This is a genomic window from Marinobacter sp. S6332 (assembly GCF_023016045.1).
In the GTDB taxonomy this organism is placed as follows: Bacteria; Pseudomonadota; Gammaproteobacteria; order Pseudomonadales; family Oleiphilaceae; genus Marinobacter.
The window spans coordinates 138,193-158,123 of sequence record NZ_JALKAP010000004.1; the positions used below are offsets into that span (position 1 = coordinate 138,193).

The following is a 19,931-nucleotide window of genomic DNA, read 5'->3' on the forward strand; positions in this document are numbered from 1 at the left end:
GATGGCGAATCTGCGCAAATTCCTAAAGTGTGAGCATTATTGCCTGTCGGTTGAGAGAGCACTATAATCAACATATAAATGGGTAAACAATGTAAAAGTCATTAGGGGAGGGGAGTATGTTGGTTTTGCGAGAGCACTACCCCGTCGACACAGTGCCACCTCGAAATGACGGCCCGACACTGACTGATGCTCACAGCACCGCAGGGCTTCGCTGGCTGTTTGATCGCCGCGAACGTTGGGGGTTGACCATGGACGATCTGGGAACGCTCCTTGGCGGTATCAGTCGTCGCACTTTGACTGGGTGGCAAGCTAAAGTAAATGCCGGAGCAACAGTAGAAGTGTCTCGAGATGTGATGGATCGAATCAGTTTACTACTTGGTATCCACAAGGCACTTACTCTCATAGCTCCGTCAGGCCACGAAAACATGGCCAACGAATGGTTCCAGAAGCCGGTTGACTTGGTGGGTCTACAAGGATTATCCATCAAGAGTTATTTGCTGGAACAGGGCTCCATGGAAGCCCTTTACTACATTCGTCGTAATCTAGACGCAATGCGTGGCTAGGAAATAAAACGATGGATCGAGTAATACCGCATTGGAAGCATTACCGTATTATTCACAGTAAATACCCACCGATAGATTGCTTTGAGAGCCCCGACTCCATTCTTCTTGGTGAACTGGAGTCGGCAACCAGCGATAGAGTTGTTCACTGGCCGCGCTATATTGATGAAAAGGATTATCGGGCTGGCCCTGGATGGGGCGCAGTGATGGCGTCGTTTTGTTACCCGTCAGAAGGGCGATTCAATACCCGTTCCCGAGGCGCCTATTACGCAGGAGACTGTTTGGAAACAGCACTCAAAGAATGGATTTATCATTCAGGTAAGGTATGGCGCGGTTTCGGTGTGGGCAGCGATTATTCGGCAGTGGTTCGCTGTTACACCGGGCAGGTTGTTGAACCTCTGGTGGATCTCCGGGGCCAACCCCAATACATGCACGATACAAACTACTCACCCGGACAGCAGGTGGCAGCCAACCTTATAAACTCCGGAGAATTCGGAATTCTTTACAGCTCTATACGGGCTGATGGAGCCGAGGCCGTGGCGCTACTACGGCCCCCCGCTACAAGCCCAGTCACGCAAGCTGGCCACTACTCGTTGCACTGGGACGGCGAGCGGTTTACCAAGTACGCGGAGCTCACAGAGTACCACTTCATTTAGCAGAGAACCGGTTTTAATCTAAAAACTATTGAGCAAGATAACTATAAGTAGGAGAATGATTTTTTTAAATGAAAGATCGGTAGCGCGAAAAACGTAGCCGGTTGTTGATCACGGTTGCAGGCCGCTTTACCTATGCTGACAAACACCTTTGTGCTCTATTTATCGACCGTGTTGATCTGGGGATCAACCTTTATCGCAATCCCTTTGCAGTTGGGTGAAGTGCCCGGCGATGTATCTATCGCATACCGGTTCGGTTTGTCTGCACTGGTGCTGATGCTTTGGTGCAGCCTTACCCGACGGAAGATGAAATTCGATTTCCGCCAACACCTCTGGATGGCAGGTCAGGGCCTGATGCTATTCGGGTTCAATTACATGCTGGTTTATCAGGCTGCAGCCAATATCACCAGCGGTCTTATCGCGGTTGTGTTCTCCACCATTATCGTCATGAACATCGTTAACGGGGCACTGTTTTTTGGTAACCGTGTTCCGCGTTCCGTTATCGTTGGGGCAGCGTTTGGGCTAGTGGGCATTTGTCTGGTATTCCTGCCGGAAATTCGTGCTCTGGATGCTGATGGCACAACATTGCGAGCTATGATGCTGAGTCTGGCAGGAACCTTCATTACCTCCTTTGGCAATATGTTATCTGCACGCAATCAGTCGGTGCAGCTACCTGTTATGCAAAGCAACGCCTATGGAATGGCTTATGGCGCACTTGCACTTGCGTTAATCGCTTGGAGTAGGGGCGAAGCCTTTGGTTTTGAAACCACATGGGCTTACACAGGCTCTCTGGTTTATCTGGCTTTGATCGGCTCCGTACTTGGTTTCGGGAGTTTTCTCACATTACTTGGACGTATTGGCCCTGAGCGTGCAGCCTACTGCATGGTGCTCTTCCCAATCGTGGCACTGGCGCTATCAACGGTTTTTGAAAATTACATCTGGACGATTGAGGCGGTTGCAGGGGTATCCCTGGTGCTTGCCGGTAACTTGTTGGTCATTCTGCCCAAAGAGAAACTGCAACGGGTATGGCGAGTTTTCCGGCCAGCAGCTGCCAGCCCCGCTGAATAAGTGTGCTGCTGAGGTAGTGATTGGTACTAGGTAGGAGTGGCGCGGCGTTATGTCTATAATGACCGCCCCTGAATGGTCCGCACTGTGTAATTAAGGCGCGCCGAAATCTCTAAACCGAGTACCCTCGCAATGGAAATTAACGTCAATTATCTCGACAACCTCCGAGTTGAAGCCAAGTTTGATGACTTCTCGGTGATTGCCGACCAGCCCGTTCGCTATAAAGGCGATGGCTCGGCACCTGGCCCCTTTGACTATTTTCTCGCATCATCCGCCCTGTGCGCCGCTTATTTTGTGAAGGTGTACTGCCTGGCGAGGGATATTCCAACCGATAACATCCGCCTGTCCCAGAACAACATTGTTGATCCGGAAAACCGCTACAAACAGATTTTCAAAATTCAGGTTGAGCTGCCGGATGATCTGCCCGAAAAGCATCGTCAGGGTATCGTGCGTTCTATTGATCGCTGCACGGTCAAAAAAGTGGTGCAAACCGGCCCGGACTTCCAGATTGAAATCGTTGATAACCTCGATGAAGACGCCCAGGCGCTGCTGACGATCAAGCCAGAAGGGGGTGAGGATACCTACATCGAAGGTAAAGACCTGCCGCTGGAGCAAACCATTGCCAATATGAGCGGCATACTGGCCGATCTGGGTATGAAGATTGAAATTGCCTCCTGGCGTAACATTGTCCCTCACGTTTGGTCGTTGCACATGCGTGATGCAGCCTCACCCATGTGCTTCACCAACGGCAAGGGCTCGACCAAAGAAAGTGCACTGTGCTCAGCGCTGGGGGAGTTTGTTGAGCGCTTGAACTGCAACTTCTTCTACAACGACCAGTTTTTTGGTGAGGACATCGCCAACAGCGAGTTCGTGCATTATCCGAGAGAGCGCTGGTTCAAGCCTGGCCCCAACGATGAATTACCGGAAGGCATTCTGGACGATCACTGTCTGGCCATTTATAACCCGGATGGCGAACTGCAGGGCTCCAATCTGATCGACACCAACTCCGGCCGTGTGGATCGCGGAATATGTGCGTTGCCCTACGTGCGTCACTCCGACGGTGTGCCCGTTTACTTCCCGACCAACCTTATTGAAAACCTGTTCCTCAGCAATGGCATGAGCGCGGGCAATACCTTGGCAGAAGCACAGGTTCAGTGCTTATCGGAAATCCTCGAAAGGGCTGTGAAGAAGCAGATCATTCAGGAAGAAATCGCCCTGCCAGATGTGCCTATGCATGTTCTGGAAAAGTACCCAAGTATTCTTGAGGGGGTACGGGCTCTGGAAGCTCAGGGTTTCCCCATACTGGTAAAAGACGCCTCTCTTGGCGGCCATTTTCCGGTAGCCAACGTCACCCTGATGAACCCGAAAACCGGCGGTGTGTTTGCCTCTTTTGGTGCCCATCCAAGCATGGAAGTTGCGCTGGAGCGCAGCCTTACCGAATTGATGCAAGGCCGCAGCTTTGAAGGCCTGAACGATTTTCTTCCGCCCACGTTTAACAGCCTGGCCATCACCGAGCCCAACAATTACGTGGAACACTTTATTGATTCCAGCGGTGTGATGTCCTGGCGTTTCTTCAGTGCCAAGGCGGATATAGATTTTCAGGAGTGGGACTTCAGTGGCACCACCGAAGAAGAGGCCGCTACACTTTTCGGAATCATCGAAGACATGGGCCACGAAGTTTACACTGCTATTTTTGACGATCTGGGCGCCCCGGTTTGTCGCATGCTGGTGCCGGGCTATTCCGAGGTGTATCAGGTAGAGGATCTGATCTGGGATAACACCAACCGGGCCTTGGATTATCGCGAAGATATTCTTAACCTGCACATCCTGAGTGATGAACAGCTTGCTGCTTTGGTAGAGCGCCTGGACGATAGCCAGATAGACGATTACACAGACATCATTACCCTTATCGGCATTGAATTTGATGAAAACACCGTGTGGGGCCAGCTCACCATTCTGGAATTGAAACTGCTGATCAATCTGGCACTCAAGCAATACGAAGACGCCCTGGAAAGGGTAGAAATGTTCTTGCAGTTCAATGACAACACAGTAGAGCGCGGTCTTTTTTATCAGGCCATGTGCGCCGCGCTGGAAGCCACGCTGGACGATGAGCTGGAGCTGAGTGATTACCTGTTTAACTTCCGGCGGATGTTCGGGGATGAGGTGATGGACGCCGTAACCGGCTCCCTCGATGGCAGCGTGCGCTTCTATGGTCTGACGCCTACCAACATGCAGTTGGAAGGGTTGGACAGGCACCTGCGGCTGATCGACAGCTACAAAAAGCTCCATGCAGCACGAGCCGCCAAGGCCGGTATCGAGCTGCCCTCGCAAACTTTAAACGCTAAAGGATAATTATCATGGCAGACAAAATTAGAGTAGGCATCGCCGGATACGGCAATCTGGGCAGGGGTGTGGAATCTGCATTGGCGCAGAATCCGGATATGCAGTTGGTTGGCGTGTTCAGCCGCCGCGATCCCGCCAGTGTTGCACTTCTGGACAGCAAAGTGCCGGTTTATGCCATGGCCGATATTGAGCAGTACCAGAACGATGTGGATGTAATGATTCTTTGTGGTGGCTCGAAAACCGATCTGCCGGAGCAGGGGCCTTATCTGGCACAGTTCTTTAATACTGTCGACAGCTTCGACACCCATGCCAAAGTGAATGAATACCACGCGGCGCTGGATGAGCCCGCGCGCAAGGCGGGCAAGCTTGCACTCATGTCAGTGGGTTGGGACCCCGGCCTGTTTTCACTGAACCGTCTGTTTGGTGAAACCATTTTGCCGGAAGGCGAAACCTATACCTTTTGGGGCAAGGGTTTGAGCCAGGGTCACTCGGATGCAGTACGCCGTGTTGAGGGTGTTAAAAAAGGCGTGCAGTACACCTTGCCCTCTCAGGATGCCATCGCCCGTGTGCGCAACGGTGAGCAGCCAGAACTGAGTACCCGTGAAAAGCACGTGCGGGAATGCTTCATTGTTCTGGAAGACGGTGCCGATGAAGACACAGTGCGCAACAGCATTGTCACCATGCCGGACTATTTCGAGCCCTTCGACACCACGGTTAACTTTATTGACGAAGCCACCTTCGCGGCCGAGCACAGCGCCATGCCCCACGGCGGCTTTGTGATTCGCAGTGGCGATACGGGCACACAAAGCAAGCAAACCATTGAGTATTCGCTCGCCCTTGGCAGCAACCCGGAGTTCACCGCCAGTGTGCTGGTAGCCTACACTCGCGCGGTTCATAAAATGGCCCAGGCAGGCGAAACCGGTGCCAGATCTGTATTTGATGTGGCTCCCGGCTTGCTGTCACCCAAAACCCCAGCGCAATTGCGCAAAGACCTGCTCTGATATCTAACATGCCTGATCCCGGTATTAGCTGCTCAAACTGCCAAGCCTGCTGCTGCAGGCTTGAAGTAATGCTAATTACCGAGACAGGCGTGCCAGAGCGCTTTATTGAAACCGATCAATGGGGCGGCAGAACCATGGCGCGGTTGGACGACGGCTGGTGTGCGGCGTTGGACCGCACTACCATGTCGTGCTCAATATATGAAAAACGGCCGTTTATTTGCCGCGAGTTCGAAATGGGCGGCTACGAGTGTATAGAAGAGCGCACCGCCAACGAGCCTAAAGCCTAAAGCCCTAGCGCTTGGTGTCAGGTTAACCTTCTTTCTCCTGAGCAATCCTTACCCGAATTCTGTTTGTTCCTACCCGGGTTTCGTTCAGTTGCGCCTTGGCCATCTTGGCTTCCTTAGCATTCGGCATTTCCACAAAGCCGAAGCCTTTGGACTTTCCGGTTTCTTTATCCAGTACCAAAGTACACTCAGCAACCGTGCCATGGGCTGAAAACAGCTCTTGAATTTCCTGTTCTGTGGTTGTGCGGGCGAGATTACGGACTAATAGTTTCATGATGGACCATATGAGAAGGTAATTGTCGCGCCAATTGTTTCAGTGTGGGGTGGTAAGAACAAGCTGCTTTTTCAGTGCGGCTCGGGTCAACCCCACCATGATTTCGCCCAAGCGATGCATATTCGCAAGGCGTTGCTACATCCGGATTTGACTATGACTTCAATATTGCGCCGGTGTGGGCGTGTACAAGCAGCATATTTGTTTTCGATTCTCCCATAGTATCTAAAATCAATAATTAGTATTTTGACAAACTAATTGGTAATAAAGCATGGTCTAAGCGCTTCTGCGCATTTTCCGAAGATTGTGAGCTATAGAAACTCAGCTAAGCTGAAGTGACTCCGAAATCAGGGTGTTAAAGTTATGTATGGTGGGCGCTTCAGGATCAGATTGGGTGCACGAAACGCAATACAAATGCGCCTTTTCACTGTTCTCTTCTTTATGAGCTACAGCCTACCCGGCATGGCAGGTGCGCGGGTTGAAGTTGGCGGTGTGCTTGGGCATTTCGAGTATGAGGAGCGCTCTGACTCCGGAGCCACGTTCAATCAGGAAAGCGGAACCTTGCCGGGTATTCAAGCTGAACTGGCGTTTGATGTTTCTGATTTGGGCTGGATAAAACTCTCCGGCTCCCGGCTTTTTGACGATGTGCGCTACCGTGGGATGACCCAATCTGGCCGCCCGTTAAAAACACGCACAGATACAGAGCAAACATTTTTTGAGTTAACGCTGGGTAGACCAGAGATCAGTTTTCACAATTACCGCTTTACACCCATGGTGCGTGCTGGATTGCGAAAGTGGCAGAGGGATATTCTTCCTACGAGCAATACTCTGCGACTTAACGAAGCGTATCGGTGGCGGGAGTTGGGGCTTGGTGGCTCGGTTTGCAAAAACGTAGCGCTGGGCTGGGTGGATGCTTGGTGTTTAGAGGGTTGGGCGCTTTATACCCTTGAGGCAAGTGTAAAGGTTGATTTAACTGAAATTAATGCGGGCTCGCCATCTATCCGTTTGGGCTCAAAACCTGGTGCGAGTTTTCAGGCTGCCGCTTTTATGGGGCCGGTTGAGTTTAAGGTGTTTAGTCATTTTTGGCAGTTTGGGAAAAGTGACACCAAAATCGTGAACCGCGCAGGAGGGGGGCGTTTGCAGGTACAAGAACCGGCCAGCCAAAGCTGGCTGACCGGGTTTGCAGTAGGCTTGAGGTTCTAAGCCTGTTAGTACTCGATAGTGTAACCAGTACCCTGATAGGTCATGGTGAACGAAGAGCAACCAGAGAAAGTAACGGTGAGCACTTCATTGCTGGCTTCGTCCGATACGGTAATGGTGCCCGAAGAAAAGCCGTAACCGCCTTCGCAAAGAACAAGGTTGCTGGCCTGATAGTCTACGTAGCCGATATCTTCGTCATAAACCCGGGCGCTTACATCGTAGTTGCCGTTGGATTCTGAAACGGAGACATTCTCAGAGCGGTAGCTTCTGCCGTTTCTCCCTTCGTAGTTATTGGCGTAGCTACATCCAGTGAAACCGGTTCCGTTGCAGGTGTAGCTTCCTTGTACCAGTTCAGTTTCGCCTCGGTATGTAATGGTGTAGTTGAAATCGTAGCCCCAGCGCCCTTCGGTGCCAATATTTTCATAACCGAAATAAGACATTGTACCGTCAACTACTTGGCGATCGCCGCCGCTACCATCTGATACGCAGTAGTTGTTAAAATTGTATCTAAGGCTGTTCCCGCCGTCATTGGAGTCGAACGTGACGTTACCGCCGCAATCGCCTTCAATTACGACAACATCGGCAGCTGTGGGTAGCTGGTTGAGTTTTACAAGATCAAGAGTGTGGGTATGAAGCCAGCCTGATTGGCTTTGCTCTGCGATGGTTACACCACCAGGGAAGCCTCCGGTGGGGACATCTTCAAGAAGAATAGCCTGACGAGCAGATTCAACGGCTGCATTAGCACCCAGTTCGGCATCATCTTCCGATTGAATATTTGCGGGTTGTTCGTTAACGGTGCCGCCACCGTTGCCTCCGCCGTTGTCACCTCCGTTAGCCGGATCGCCTCCACCGGAGCTGCTTGAGCCGCCGCAGCCAGTAACACCTAGTAACGCTGAAAACACTACTGCTAATCCAGCTTTTGAGCTGAAAATTGTACTGTTTGTTATATGCATTGCTCTCTCCTTCGTCCTTGGTTTTATAGCCACTGAACACGCGGGTGCCAGAACTATTATTCTCAGTTTAGTACCCTTTGATTAAAATGTCAGCTATGTAATGATTGGTTAGAAAATGCGCGATTAAGTAGGTGTGACGCTTTATATAAGGCATAGGTTAAGCCGTGTTATGCCCCCGGCGCCTGCCTATCTATATGCGGCGACCGGGTACCACCTTCGCCCTCCATCTGCACACTTATCCTTGGTGCTGCAACATCAATGTACCGCTCCTCCATGCGCCGTTTAAGTAGCAGGTTAAAGGCTCGGGACACATCCCACTGATACTCCGGTTTAGTGCGCATCCGCATACGCAGCACGGGGCAACCTTCCTCAAACGAGTGAATACCCTGCATTTCAAGCGGCGACCAGATTAGCCAGCGCATATCTGGCAGTGTGCGCAGTTCTTCGGCCGTCTCCGTCATTAGAAGAATGGCATCATCAATTGGTAATTCACGGGGAATGCGGATTTTGATGAGAGCGATACCAAACTGCCGGGACATATTGTGAATAGAGCTGATTTTGCTGAACGTGATGTGATGAACAACCCCCTCGAGATCTCGCAAGCGCACGGTGCGCATGTTGAAACCTTCCACTGTGCCCATGAACCCGTTGATTTCAACAAAATCCCCAACGGACATGGAATCTTCAACAACAATAAACAGCCCGGTAATCAAATCTTGCACCAGTGTTTGCGCACCAAAACCAACGGCCAAACCAATAATACCCGCACCAGCCAGCAGAGGGGTTACATCAACGCCAATGGTAGAAAGACCTACCAATGTGGTTATGATCAGAATTGTTATGAGCAGCGTATTTCGCGCAATAGGCAGAATTGTTTGGGCCCTTGCCGGGTTGATTCGCTTTTTACGGTCGCCGCCGCGCATGGCTCTTTCTAAAAGCTCATCCACGAAGATCCACGTTAGGTTAGCAATCAGACCGGTAAAAACGATGCCAATCATACTGCTCGCGAGCCCGGGGCTGACTGGAGGTTTTTCTCCAACACCCAGCAAAGATAGACCCCATATTTGTAGTATCAACTCGAAAAACAGCAGCCACGCCGCCGTTTGTATTAAGCGGTAACCGAAACGCACTAGCCTGCGGCTGAACGTGCTAAGCGCTTGATGTTGCGGGCGGTTCTCTTGAATGCCAATCAGCCCCTGAAGGGCGAGAGTCAACGCAAGCAGTAGCGCACAAACCATAGCCTTGCCCAAGGCTGCATCTGCTTCGCCGCCGTTTGCAAAAACAGCGACTACTGATGCGCTGATGGCCATCAGCATGGGGATATGCCAGAGCCTCGCCAACAGAGCGGTCACTTCCCGCCAAACACCTTGGTTTTGGCGCTGTTTGTAAGGGCGATTGCGAATCAAGTGTGTGACCGGGCGGCGGTTTCGGATAATCAGATAAAAACTAAGTATGGCCGCAATCACACTAAAGATCAGCGCGAGCGCGCTGGCCAGTTCGTTGCCTAATGGTTCGGTCAGTTCATTGGTGCCAAGAGCGTCCTCCAATGCGAACAGTACGCCAATAATAAATAGCGGTAGGAGCATTCGGCGGCGCAAAATCTGAACAGCCGCTAAGCGATGGCCGCTGGAGAAAATCGAAATCATCACATCAAATAGCGATGTTAATCCGCGCGCGCTCAAGGCTGCATAAGCCAGAATAAGAATCGTGGTTTGCGCCTCTTCAGACATGCCAAACGTTGGCAGCCCGGCCAAAAGAGCAACAAAAGTCAGAAGCCAAGGCACAATCCGCCGCACAAAGTGGGCGATTAACATCCAGGGCCGGGGTTGCCTTGGCATTGTGAGTGGCCAGCCGCGCCATGAAAAAAACAGACGAGCAAGACGTGAAAGGCCCCAGAGTGCCGCTATCCAAACAACAAGCCCGGCAGCGGTTTCTGCCAGTACGCGATGGGAGGCACTGGCCAGAAGCTTCTCAGCTGCGCCATAGGCATTACGGAAATGTGTTTTCCATTGGCCAAGAGGTGTTTCGGCAGTGCTGTCTGCATTAGTGGTTTGATCAAACAAAAGGGCAAGAGCACCTAACAAACCCTCTCCGTTGGAAGCCCCTTGGCCGCTTTGAGATGACTCCGCCTGCAATCCCTCCTGTATGGTCTTCAGTTGTTGCACCAAGGCCCGTCGGTTTTCGTCATCCTCCAGAGCCTGAATAGTTACCTCAAGAGACGCCTCCAACTCCTCTGGTGAAGCTGTTTCTTCTTTTTCTGCTTGGCTCGAAAACCCGGGAATTCCGGGCAGCGTAAAGGGCTGGGCTTGAGTAGTGCCCATCGCAGTGAACAATAAGACCAAGCCAAAAAAGAGCGCAGTTAACTTCAAATCTCTACCTCTTCAAACAAGTCCGGTACCTCGGTGCTCCAACCAAATTTTTCATTGATGCGTTTGCGCATAATATCACTGGCTAGCATTTCGCCGTGGGTAACATACACTTGTTCAGGCTCTAGAGCGCCTTGCTCAAGCCACTGCAGGAGTTCATTGTAGTCGCCGTGAGCCGAGAGAGAGCCCATGTTGTGTATCTCGGCTTTTACGGGCCAGTATTCACCATGAATTTTTATCGATTCTGCCCCTGCAACCAGCCTGTCCCCCCGAGTGCCCGGCGCCTGAAAACCCGCGAACACCACGCTGTTTCTGTAATTTGGCAGCAGGGTTTTTAAATGATGCAGAACCCTCCCACCACTAGCCATGCCACTGGCAGATACGATAATGCAAGGGTAGCGCAAAGAATCCAGCTTGATGGACTCATCCACCGTGCGAACGAACTCAGTGTGACTGTCGATAACCTCGCATTGGTTGGCGCTGAGTTTGTGTTCCTTGTGATGCGTGCAAAAAATCTCTGTCGCTTTGATGGCCATGGGGCTGTTGAGGAATACCGGCAGCTTCGGGATGCGCCCCTCTCTCATGATCTTGTGAATCACATAGAGCAGCATCTGGGCTCGACCCACGGCAAAAGCCGGTATCAGCACAATGCCGCCTCGGCCAGCGGTGCGAGTAATAATCTCGGCCAACTCCGCTTCCGGGTCGGTATCCTCATGCAGTCTATCGCCGTAGGTAGATTCACACACCAGCACATTGGCTTTCTTGATCGGCTCAGGCGGCCGCATAATCAGATCGTTTTGCCTGCCAACATCACCGCTGAATACCACGGTGCGGTCATTGGCTTTGTGGTGCACGTGCACGCAAGCGGAGCCAAGAATGTGTCCGGCGGGGGTAAAGGTCACTTCAAAGCCTTTTACCGGCTCAAAGGTTTGGTGGTAATGATAGGACTCGAAGTGCTTTAGAGATTCCCATGCGTCTTTCACCGTAAACAGTGGTTCCGGGTTCTCGTGCCTTGAGAACTTCTTTCGGAAGGCATATTTGGCATCTTCTTCTTGCAGATAGCCCGCATCCGGAAGCAATACTTTGCACAAATCGTGAGTGCCTTGAGTGCAGTAAATCTTACCCTTGAAGCCGTTTTTTACCAGCGCGGGAAGATAGCCCGAGTGGTCTATGTGGGCATGGGTGAGCACCACAGCATCAATGGTGCTCGGGTCTACGGGGAACTTCGCCCAGTTCCTCCTGCGTAGGGTTTTAACCCCCTGATACATACCGCAGTCGATCAATACGCGGTGTTTATCGTCAGATAACAGGTAGCGCGAACCGGTCACCGTACCGGTTCCGCCGAGGAAGCGAAGTTTCATAACACAAGGCCTTCTGGCTAGTCAGGATGGAAAACGCCTGAAACGGGCCTAGTCAGATTGCCTGAAAGCGTCGCTTTAGAAAAGGCTGGTTAGGCAAGCCGGTGAATAATCAGTAAATAGCTTGGTCAAAATTGGAAGGGTGTGCTTGCATTATTTGATACCATAGCGCCGACACCCGCAAAGCAGGACTCGATATATGCCCCTTAGTTCAATGCTCTCGGAAATCATAAAGATCGCCGATGAAGCCAGTACAAGAGTGCTTCACATATACCAATCCGATTTCAAAGTGAGCTATAAAGAAGATCAATCGCCCATCACCGCTGCGGATGTCGCAAGCCACGAAACCATTCTAAAAGGCCTGCGCAATATCAGCAGAGATATTCCAATCATCTCGGAAGAGGGTACACAATCACCCTGGGAAGAGCGCAAGCATTGGCGGCGGTTCTGGTTGGTTGACCCCATTGATGGCACCAAAGAGTTCACCCAGCGTACCGGTGAATTCACAGTGAATATCGCATTGATTGAAGACGGTGAGCCGGTAATGGGCGTTGTGACAGCTCCTGCTTTAAAAGAAGCTTTTTGGGGAATAAAAGGCGAAGGTGCCCACAAGCGCGACCGAACTGGGCGAATTCACCGAATTTATGTGGCAGAGCCGCCCGCAACCAAGCGTGTCGTCGCCAGCAAAAACCACATGAACGATGAAACCCGGGACTTTATAAGAGCACTCGGCCCCCATAAAACCATTCAAGCGGGCAGCTCCCTTAAATTCTGCCGCATAGCCGAAGGTCACGCAGACCTTTATCCGCGCATAGGGCCTACCAGTGAGTGGGATACGGCAGCAGCCCATGCCGTATTGGTAGCGGCGGGCGGCGATGTGCGAAAGCTGGATGGCGAACCGTTACGGTATGGAAAGGAAGATGTTTTGAATCCGCATTTTATTGCTGCGGGAGGTTGGCATTTTTAAAAATATACCTGGGTCAGCGGCGCATGTCCGTTTAGAGAGAGTTTTAGAGGGTGGATTAAGGTTTGATTGATGCCCCCTCTTCCTAGCCCTCTCCCGCAAGGGAGAGAGGAAATAAGGGGCGGAGTTTCCCTCCTTTTGGCTTTAGCCCCTCCCCCCCCATGCGGGGGAGGGGTTGGGGAGAGGGGATGAAGAATACAAAAGTATGTTAATCTGCACCAATAGTATGAGCTTTGATGTGGAGGTCTTTGTGACAACGATACGTAAAACAATAACACTCACTGATACCCAGAATAGTTGGGTGAAATCGCGCATTGCCCATGGCGATTTTACAAACGACAGTGAGTACTTTCGAGATTTGATCCGCAGGGATCAGGAACGGAATACTGGGTTGGAGCAGTTACGCGCCGCTCTTTTGGAGGGCGAGCAAAGCGGCTTTAGCAACCGTACTCCTCAGGAGATTCGACAGGCAGCCAAGGAGAGGCTTCAAAGCGATGGCAAGTTACAGGCTCAGTGAGCGAGCCGATGAGGATTTTGAATCTATCTATGTGTTTGGGCTATTAAATTTCGGTTTACTTCAAGCTGATGCCTACGCTGACGGCTTGGAGGCGAAATTTGAGCAGATTGCTCGGCAACCTCAGCTATACCCCGCGATAGATCACGTTAAAGCGGAGTATAGGCTTTGTGTATACAAAAGCCATTCTATTTATTATCGAACTGATGGAAACTGCGTCACGATAGTTCGTATTCTTCGCAATCAGAATGTCGGCGCGGCTCTTGAGCAATTAAGTTGACTCTGTTGATGGTTTGCGGCCGGGATCACTTTATGGATTATGTACGTATAGGTGCGCCCTTATCGGCGTTGGTAGGGGCGGTGGCTATTGGGTTGATACCCTTGGTTTGGGCATTTTGATTCGCACTCTGGATTTCTTGTTTGCGTTCTTCGGTTTGCTATTGGGCTTTCCGGTTTTTTTGGTCCTTTACATTATCGGGCTGTTTGACACAGGCGCCCCAATTTTCAGACAAGAACGCGTGGGGCGGTTCAGAAAACCATTCACGCTCGTGAAGTTCCGAACCATGTCGGTTGACACGGCCTCTGTTGCCAGCCATTTAGCAAGCAGCTCCTCCATCACCAAGCTTGGCCGTTTTTTACGCCGAACCAAGCTAGACGAATTGCCACAACTGTGGAATGTTCTAAAAGGTGAAATGAGCTTGGTGGGCCCACGTCCCTGTTTATTCAACCAAGAAGAGCTGATTGCTGAGCGTGAGCGGCTGGGCGTGTTCAAGGCTCGGCCGGGTGTCACCGGTTTGGCTCAGGTGCAAGGCATCGATATGTCTACGCCCCAATTGTTAGCGCAAACTGATGCAAAGATGCTGGCGAGCCTGAGCATTTCGAATTACTTTAAATACATGATTTTGACAATATCTGGTAAAGGTTTGGGTGATAGAATACCCAGCGGCGATTAGGTTCCTAACCTCAGGCGTGACAGGATGTTGAGATGTTTGAATTATTCTTAAAGCTGCCCCGTGTTCAAAAGCGGCTGATTTCTGTAACCGTTGATGCCGTAGCATTGTCTTTTGCACTTTGGGCATCGTTTGCTTTGCGCTTGGAGCAGGGTTTCTGGCTGCCTGATCAGAGTCAGTTGCTCATTACAGGTCTTACAGTCCTAGTAACTCTTGGTGTTTTTGTTCGCCTTGGTCTTTACCGCGCGGTTATTCGATACATGAGCGATCGCGCTTTTTTTACCATCATCATAGGTGTTGGCATTTCTGCCCTGTTTTTTGTCATTTTGGGATACAGCCTTCGCGCCTCGGTACCCCCTTCAGTTCCAGTGATATACGCCGCTTTAGCGTTTATTTTCGTAGGCGGAAGCCGGATGAGTATGCGCATGTTAGTGCAGCATACGTTCACGCGTGGCAAAGAATGCATCGCGATTGTGGGCGCTGGTGAAACCGGCGCTCAATTAGCGAAGGCTCTACAACAGGGTACCGAATATCACCCCGTGGTTTTTATTGGCCTACAAAAAACCAAGCATAAATCCCTTATCGCCGGTCTGCCGGTGCTTGCAATGAATCAGCTAGAGGGAGCTATGCGTGTCCATGGTGTTAAGCGATTTTTGTTGGCGCTAGATGCCGATATACAGATTGATCGCAAGCAACTTCTCAGCCGTTTAGAATCATTAAAGCTGCCGGTTCAAACAGTTCCTTCAATGACAGAGTTGGTTGCAGGGCAGGCCCGAATCAACGATATCCGCGATCTGGAAATTGAGGATTTGCTTGGCCGCAACCCCGTTCGGCCTGATAGCGCGCAAGTGGCGGGCAGCCTGTATAAGAAGGCAGTAATGGTGACCGGTGCTGGCGGGTCAATCGGTTCAGAATTGTGTCGGCAGATTATTCACCATAGGCCGAGTGCTCTTGTACTATTTGAACAGTCCGAGTATTCCTTATACGCCATAGAGAGAGAGTTGCAGTCTATCAATCGGGTTGAGGGCCTGAATGTGGAGATACACCCTATTCTTGGGGGAGTGCTCCATCGTCGACGCTGCGAGGTGGTGATGCGTAGTTTTCGCATCCAAACGGTTTACCATGCTGCCGCATACAAACATGTGCCGCTTGTAGAACAGAATGTGATCGAAGGCGTCCAGAACAACGTATTCGGAACCCTGCACATGGCTGAGGCAGCAATAGCCGCCGGGGTAGAAAGGTTTGTGCTGATCTCAACAGACAAAGCCGTTCGCCCAACAAATGTAATGGGTGCCAGCAAACGCATGGCCGAATTGGTATTGCAAGGCTTGGCGCAACGCCAGAATGCTACGATTTTTTCGATGGTTCGTTTTGGCAATGTATTAGGCTCTTCTGGGTCAGTGGTGCCCTTGTTCCGTGATCAAATTCGCGATGGGGGGCCGGTTACCGTTACACACCCCAGCATTATCCGCTATTTCATGACTATCCCGGAGGCCAGCCAACTAGTACTGCAAGCCGGAAGTATGGGCTCCGGAGGTGACGTATTCGTTTTGGATATGGGAGAGCCTGTTAAAATTGCAGATCTGGCTCGCAAGATGATTCACCTGATGGGGCTTGTGGAAAAAACGCCCGAACAGCCACATGGCGACATAGAAGTCGTTTTCACAGGTTTGCGGCCGGGTGAAAAGTTGTTTGAGGAGTTGTTGATTGGTGACGACCCCCAAGGCACATCTCACCCACGCATTATGATGGCGAGAGAGGCTTCCATGGATTGGGAGGATCTGGAGTTGGTTTTAAACAAGCTTTCGCGAGCGAGTCGCGAATTCGACTGCGCCCAGATTGTCGAAACTCTCAAAAGTGCACCCACCGGATTTACGCCGAATGGTGATATAGCCGATCTCGTCTGGTGCAATAGTGGGCATGACTTGATCGTTGCAAAAGAAGGTACTGGAAAAATACATCGCCTTCCTGTTTGATTAAAGCGAACAACAAGGATTGTTGAAAATGATAGATATAGCTCATCACGGTGCAACCACTGGGGTTACCGGCTCCTGCCATGAACTCACTCTTGGCTTCGGGATCGAGCCTGTCGCAGAGCCAAGCTCAACCTCTACAACTGCTGGCATTCTGGTTGATTGCGGGCTGTTCCAAGGTCAAGAAAAGGGCGATGGTGCCAGCGCATCGGACCTCTCCATTGACTTTCCTATTTCGCATATCCGTGCTTTGGTTGTCACCCATGTGCACATCGATCACGTTGGGCGAATTCCGTATTTACTGGCAGCGGGTTTCGAGGGGCCGATCATCTGCTCCGAGCCTTCGGCCTTAATGCTCCCTGAAATACTCGAAGACGCCTTGAAGATTGGCTTTACGAGGGATAAGCGGTTAATAGACCGGGTGCTTGGGCTGATCCGTTCAAGGCTGGTGCCTGTGCCTTACGGGCAGTGGCACTCAGTATTTTCCGAATCAAACTGCTCACTCTCGGTGCGTTTCCAGCGCGCGGGGCACATTTTGGGTTCCGCTTACGTTGAGTGTGAGGCGGTTTCCGGAGACCAACGGGAACGGGTGGTATTTAGCGGAGATTTAGGCGCCCCTCATGCACCGTTATTGCAAGAGCCCGAATCACCCGAGCGGGCAGATCGCCTAGTGATAGAAAGCACCTATGGCGACAAAGACCACGAGAGCCGGGAGACGCGACGCTACCGCCTGAAAGCGATTCTGGAGCACGCTTTGGCGGATGGCGGTACAGTGCTGATACCCGCATTCAGTATTGGCCGAACTCAAGAACTGCTGTATGAAATCGAAGGTTTGATACACGAATTCCAGCATGACGCAGTTGCGGATGGCGTGGTCTGGGAGGATTTGGAAATTGTGGTAGATTCGCCGTTAGCGGCAGAGTTTACGAGCATCTATCGCAAACTTAAGCCATTTTGGAATGCCGAAGCAGCGGATTTGCTTCGCCAAGGCCGGCACCCTCTTTCCTTTGAGCAGCTAACGGTTATTAACAGCCACGAAGACCACCTAAACGCCGTTGAATATCTGGCGCGCTCGCATCGCCCCTGCGTGGTGCTGGCTGGCTCTGGCATGTGCGCCGGGGGCAGGGTGGTCAACTATCTTAAAGCAATGCTTGGCGAAGCCAGAAACGATGTGTTGTTTGTAGGTTATCAGGCAGCGGGCACCCCGGGGCGGGATATTCTTACCTATGGCCCTCAAGGTGGTTGGGTAGAGTTGGATGGCGAGAGGCTTGATATCCGAGCGGGAGTGCATCAAGTAGGTGGTTATTCCGCTCACGCGGGGCAGTTAGATTTGATTCGATTTATTGAAGGCATACCTAAAAGACCAACAGAAATACGTGTTGTTCACGGTGATGACTCTGCAAAGCGTGCCTTCAAACAGCGCCTTGACGATTTGGGTTATTCCAGAGTTCTTATCCCCAGCGGGTAATGTCTTTAATACACAACAGGTTGAGTTATGAAGGTTTTGGTTACCGGCGCCACAGGCTTTGTTGGTAGTGCCTTGGTGCAATCACTGCTAAAGCAGCCTGAGATGTTTGTGGTTGCAGCTTGCCGCGAGCCCGGGCCGGAGTGCCACCCAAAGCTAAAGTGGGTAAGGATTGGAGAGCTTGGTGCAACGACGAACTGGAGCGAGGCTCTGGAAGGCGTACGAATAGTCATTCATTGCGCAGCCGCAAACTCAGCCGAGGGCAGAAGTGCCGCAGAACGTGCGCAAAGGCTGCATGAGATAAATGCATTGGGAGCGGAGCGATTGGCGCGAGAGGCAGCAGCTCAGGGTGTAACCCGCCTTGTGTACTTTAGTACTGTTAAAGTTCATGGCGAAACCGGTGGCCCCTTTACCGAAAGTAGCCCGCTCAATCCTCGCGGCTCTTATGCTGTAAGCAAGTGCGAGGCCGAAGAAAAGCTTACGGAAATTTGCCGCCAAATTGAAATGGAGTACGTTATTATCCGCCCGCCGCTAGTCTATGGGCCGGGTGTAAAAGGTAATTTTCGGCTACTGATGCGATGGGCCAACAGTCGAATACCCATATTTATCGATGGCATAAAAAACCAACGAAGCATGATCTATATTGGTAATCTGGTGCAATTCACGGAGTTGGCATTGCGGCATCCTGTGGCTACCAATCAAACGTTTTTGGTGAGTGACGGGCAGGGCCTTTCTACTGCACAGGTGGTGAGTGAGCTACGTAAAGCATACGGACGTGCTCTCTCAGCTTACAGCTTATCTATACCGAATTGGGTTTTCAGACTAGCGGGGGCGTTGCCAGGACTAAAAGGGATTATGGACCGTTTGACGGGGTCTCTAGTTCTAGATGATTCGAAGGCACGAGGCATGTTGGGGTGGGCGCCTTGTATGACTGGGTTACAGGGCTTTCAGGACACTCTTGCTGTCGAAGAAGGTGTGTCTAGGTAAATGATTTTAGCGTTCTCTAATCAACTGATGACCGTATGAACAAACAGCCATCAGTTGAAGAGTCTTTTCAGGCTTGGTAAACCTTATTTCCGCGTTGCCTTTAGCTCTTGCTCCAGAGCTTCTCCATAGCGTTGACGTGCGGTTTTCGTAATTGCCAGCTCATTTTCTAGCTCACCGATCAGTCGGTCTGTTGCCCGAATATTTGTAATCTGCGCTTTCGCGTTGTCGTTAAGCGAGTCTAGAGCGTATTGTTTACCATCTATTGTAATCGTTTCTTTGTTTGCTGTTTTCTGCGCTGGTTTTTTTGAAGCGGCCTTGGTGGCAGGTTTGCGCGCAGTCGACTTGCTGGCAGGCGCCTTTGTGCTTGCGGCCTTGCGAGGTTTCGGGGCAGCACCTGTTTTCTTCGTGTCAGTCATCGGAGAACTCCAATCATCTCGATAAAATGGTTTCTAAATAAATCGTTGCCGCTTGTTACGCCTTCTTGTCAGCAATGTTGCGCAAACGATCCAAGTAGCTATGTTGCGCGGTTCTTGCGATAGATAGGCGCGCTTCTAACTTTTTAATGTGGGTGTTTGTGATTGATGCCTGATGGGCAAGTTGCCGACCTTCTTCAGGCAGGCTGTCCAGTTTGTAGGTCTTCCCGTCGAGGGTAATGCTATCCATAACAACACCGTTGATGCAGTCAATTAAGTTAAGTAGATGAGATAGTAGAGATATCTTGGTGGCGAAATATACACGAAATTGCCCCTATTTTCTCTGCCGGGCCATATTAATTTTCTGACACGCCGCGTAGGGGTTGAAGTTTGCGAGCCAACCACAATATAGCCTCGTTGCTGGGCTTATATCTCAGTTTTCTGTCTGCTTTATTGGTCTCCTGATGCTCGTTGACACCGTTGGGGGCGCTGCATAGAATGGCGCCTTTCCTCAAGTTGGCCCCCCGAGCGTCGAGTCTTTCGAAAGCTACATAGTCAAGGGTCGGTTCAAAGTCGTCCTCTAATTCGATATTCAAAATGGTACCGCTTCT

The 19,931-nt window shown here is 51.2% G+C and carries 19 protein-coding genes; 13 read left to right on the forward strand and 6 right to left on the reverse strand.

Annotated features, from left to right (window positions below):
* Positions 1-116 precede the first annotated feature (116 nt).
* From MWU62_RS07365 to MWU62_RS07390, 6 genes are all read left to right on the forward strand, one after another.
* On the forward strand, positions 117-563 hold the full coding sequence (locus MWU62_RS07365; RefSeq protein ID WP_247114230.1) for a hypothetical protein: 447 nt from the start codon (positions 117-119) through the stop codon (positions 561-563).
* Positions 564-574: 11 nt separating this feature from the next.
* On the forward strand, positions 575-1,216 hold the full coding sequence (locus tag MWU62_RS07370) for an RES family NAD+ phosphorylase (protein ID WP_247114231.1): 642 nt from the start codon (positions 575-577) through the stop codon (positions 1,214-1,216).
* A gap of 132 nt (positions 1,217-1,348) precedes the next feature.
* Positions 1,349-2,281 (forward strand): EamA family transporter, encoded by a 933-nt coding sequence (locus MWU62_RS07375; RefSeq protein ID WP_247114232.1) that lies wholly within the window; start codon positions 1,349-1,351, stop codon positions 2,279-2,281.
* 129 nt (positions 2,282-2,410) lie between these two features.
* The gene (locus MWU62_RS07380; RefSeq protein WP_247114233.1) at positions 2,411-4,630 is read left to right on the forward strand and encodes an OsmC domain/YcaO domain-containing protein; all 2,220 of its coding nucleotides are present in this window, start codon (positions 2,411-2,413) and stop codon (positions 4,628-4,630) included.
* Positions 4,631-4,635: 5 nt separating this feature from the next.
* A complete protein-coding gene (locus tag MWU62_RS07385; protein WP_247114234.1) occupies positions 4,636-5,622 on the forward strand; it encodes a diaminopimelate dehydrogenase in 987 nt (328 codons plus the stop codon).
* Positions 5,623-5,630: 8 nt separating this feature from the next.
* On the forward strand, positions 5,631-5,909 hold the full coding sequence (locus MWU62_RS07390; protein ID WP_247114235.1) for a YkgJ family cysteine cluster protein: 279 nt from the start codon (positions 5,631-5,633) through the stop codon (positions 5,907-5,909).
* Between the two features lie 22 nt (positions 5,910-5,931).
* Here MWU62_RS07390 and MWU62_RS07395 read toward each other — a convergent pair whose 3' ends face one another.
* Positions 5,932-6,180 (reverse strand): RNA-binding protein, encoded by a 249-nt coding sequence (locus tag MWU62_RS07395; protein ID WP_247114236.1) that lies wholly within the window; start codon positions 6,178-6,180, stop codon positions 5,932-5,934.
* A gap of 411 nt (positions 6,181-6,591) precedes the next feature.
* Here MWU62_RS07395 and MWU62_RS07400 point away from each other — a divergent pair, with 411 nt between their 5' ends.
* The gene (locus tag MWU62_RS07400) at positions 6,592-7,380 is read left to right on the forward strand and encodes a hypothetical protein (protein WP_247114237.1); all 789 of its coding nucleotides are present in this window, start codon (positions 6,592-6,594) and stop codon (positions 7,378-7,380) included.
* Positions 7,381-7,385: 5 nt separating this feature from the next.
* Here the strand turns inward: MWU62_RS07400 and MWU62_RS07405 are convergent, their stop codons facing one another.
* The 3 genes from MWU62_RS07405 to MWU62_RS07415 form a co-directional block, all read right to left on the reverse strand.
* Positions 7,386-8,330 carry a hypothetical protein gene (locus MWU62_RS07405; protein ID WP_247114238.1) on the reverse strand — a complete coding sequence of 315 codons (945 nt, stop codon included), beginning with the start codon at positions 8,328-8,330 and terminating at the stop codon, positions 7,386-7,388.
* 167 nt (positions 8,331-8,497) lie between these two features.
* Positions 8,498-10,699 carry a mechanosensitive ion channel domain-containing protein gene (locus MWU62_RS07410; RefSeq protein ID WP_247114239.1) on the reverse strand — a complete coding sequence of 734 codons (2,202 nt, stop codon included), beginning with the start codon at positions 10,697-10,699 and terminating at the stop codon, positions 8,498-8,500.
* Positions 10,696-12,057, reverse strand: a complete 1,362-nt coding sequence (locus MWU62_RS07415; RefSeq protein ID WP_247114240.1) for an MBL fold metallo-hydrolase — start codon at positions 12,055-12,057, stop codon at positions 10,696-10,698. Before MWU62_RS07415 ends, MWU62_RS07410 begins: the two co-directional genes overlap by 4 nt.
* 196 nt (positions 12,058-12,253) lie before the next feature.
* Here MWU62_RS07415 and cysQ point away from each other — a divergent pair, with 196 nt between their 5' ends.
* The 6 genes from cysQ (at position 12,254) to MWU62_RS07445 (ending at position 18,907) form a co-directional block, all read left to right on the forward strand.
* Entirely contained in the window at positions 12,254-13,021 is a 768-nt protein-coding gene (gene cysQ, locus MWU62_RS07420) for a 3'(2'),5'-bisphosphate nucleotidase CysQ (RefSeq protein ID WP_247114241.1), read from the forward strand.
* A 247-nt stretch (positions 13,022-13,268) separates the two neighbouring features.
* Positions 13,269-13,535, forward strand: a complete 267-nt coding sequence (locus MWU62_RS07425; RefSeq protein WP_247114242.1) for a type II toxin-antitoxin system ParD family antitoxin — start codon at positions 13,269-13,271, stop codon at positions 13,533-13,535.
* A gap of 392 nt (positions 13,536-13,927) precedes the next feature.
* A complete protein-coding gene (locus tag MWU62_RS07430; RefSeq protein ID WP_247114458.1) occupies positions 13,928-14,485 on the forward strand; it encodes a sugar transferase in 558 nt (185 codons plus the stop codon).
* Positions 14,486-14,517: 32 nt separating this feature from the next.
* On the forward strand, positions 14,518-16,458 hold the full coding sequence (locus MWU62_RS07435) for a nucleoside-diphosphate sugar epimerase/dehydratase (RefSeq protein WP_247114243.1): 1,941 nt from the start codon (positions 14,518-14,520) through the stop codon (positions 16,456-16,458).
* Between the two features lie 28 nt (positions 16,459-16,486).
* Positions 16,487-17,923, forward strand: a complete 1,437-nt coding sequence (locus tag MWU62_RS07440) for an MBL fold metallo-hydrolase (RefSeq protein ID WP_247114244.1) — start codon at positions 16,487-16,489, stop codon at positions 17,921-17,923.
* Positions 17,924-17,950: 27 nt separating this feature from the next.
* Entirely contained in the window at positions 17,951-18,907 is a 957-nt protein-coding gene (locus MWU62_RS07445) for an NAD-dependent epimerase/dehydratase family protein (RefSeq protein WP_247114245.1), read from the forward strand.
* An 83-nt stretch (positions 18,908-18,990) separates the two neighbouring features.
* Here MWU62_RS07445 and MWU62_RS07450 read toward each other — a convergent pair whose 3' ends face one another.
* Positions 18,991-19,323, reverse strand: coding sequence for a DUF6447 family protein (locus MWU62_RS07450; protein WP_247114246.1), 333 nt, complete (start codon positions 19,321-19,323; stop codon positions 18,991-18,993).
* A 55-nt stretch (positions 19,324-19,378) separates the two neighbouring features.
* Positions 19,379-19,570 carry a DUF6447 family protein gene (locus MWU62_RS07455; RefSeq protein WP_247114247.1) on the reverse strand — a complete coding sequence of 64 codons (192 nt, stop codon included), beginning with the start codon at positions 19,568-19,570 and terminating at the stop codon, positions 19,379-19,381.
* Between the last annotated feature and the right edge of the window lie 361 nt (positions 19,571-19,931).

Coding starts and splice junctions, on each gene's coding strand:
- MWU62_RS07365 (WP_247114230.1), top strand. CDS start 117: ATGTTGGTTTTGCGAGAGCACTACCCCGTCGACACAGTGCCACCTCGA.
- MWU62_RS07370 (WP_247114231.1), top strand. CDS start 575: ATGGATCGAGTAATACCGCATTGGAAGCATTACCGTATTATTCACAGT.
- MWU62_RS07375 (WP_247114232.1), top strand. CDS start 1,349: ATGCTGACAAACACCTTTGTGCTCTATTTATCGACCGTGTTGATCTGG.
- MWU62_RS07380 (WP_247114233.1), top strand. CDS start 2,411: ATGGAAATTAACGTCAATTATCTCGACAACCTCCGAGTTGAAGCCAAG.
- MWU62_RS07385 (WP_247114234.1), top strand. CDS start 4,636: ATGGCAGACAAAATTAGAGTAGGCATCGCCGGATACGGCAATCTGGGC.
- MWU62_RS07390 (WP_247114235.1), top strand. CDS start 5,631: ATGCCTGATCCCGGTATTAGCTGCTCAAACTGCCAAGCCTGCTGCTGC.
- MWU62_RS07395 (WP_247114236.1), bottom strand. CDS start 6,180: ATGAAACTATTAGTCCGTAATCTCGCCCGCACAACCACAGAACAGGAA.
- MWU62_RS07400 (WP_247114237.1), top strand. CDS start 6,592: ATGCGCCTTTTCACTGTTCTCTTCTTTATGAGCTACAGCCTACCCGGC.
- MWU62_RS07405 (WP_247114238.1), bottom strand. CDS start 8,330: ATGCATATAACAAACAGTACAATTTTCAGCTCAAAAGCTGGATTAGCA.
- MWU62_RS07415 (WP_247114240.1), bottom strand. CDS start 12,057: ATGAAACTTCGCTTCCTCGGCGGAACCGGTACGGTGACCGGTTCGCGC.
- cysQ (WP_247114241.1), top strand. CDS start 12,254: ATGCCCCTTAGTTCAATGCTCTCGGAAATCATAAAGATCGCCGATGAA.
- MWU62_RS07435 (WP_247114243.1), top strand. CDS start 14,518: ATGTTTGAATTATTCTTAAAGCTGCCCCGTGTTCAAAAGCGGCTGATT.
- MWU62_RS07440 (WP_247114244.1), top strand. CDS start 16,487: ATGATAGATATAGCTCATCACGGTGCAACCACTGGGGTTACCGGCTCC.
- MWU62_RS07445 (WP_247114245.1), top strand. CDS start 17,951: ATGAAGGTTTTGGTTACCGGCGCCACAGGCTTTGTTGGTAGTGCCTTG.
- MWU62_RS07450 (WP_247114246.1), bottom strand. CDS start 19,323: ATGACTGACACGAAGAAAACAGGTGCTGCCCCGAAACCTCGCAAGGCC.
- MWU62_RS07455 (WP_247114247.1), bottom strand. CDS start 19,570: ATGGATAGCATTACCCTCGACGGGAAGACCTACAAACTGGACAGCCTG.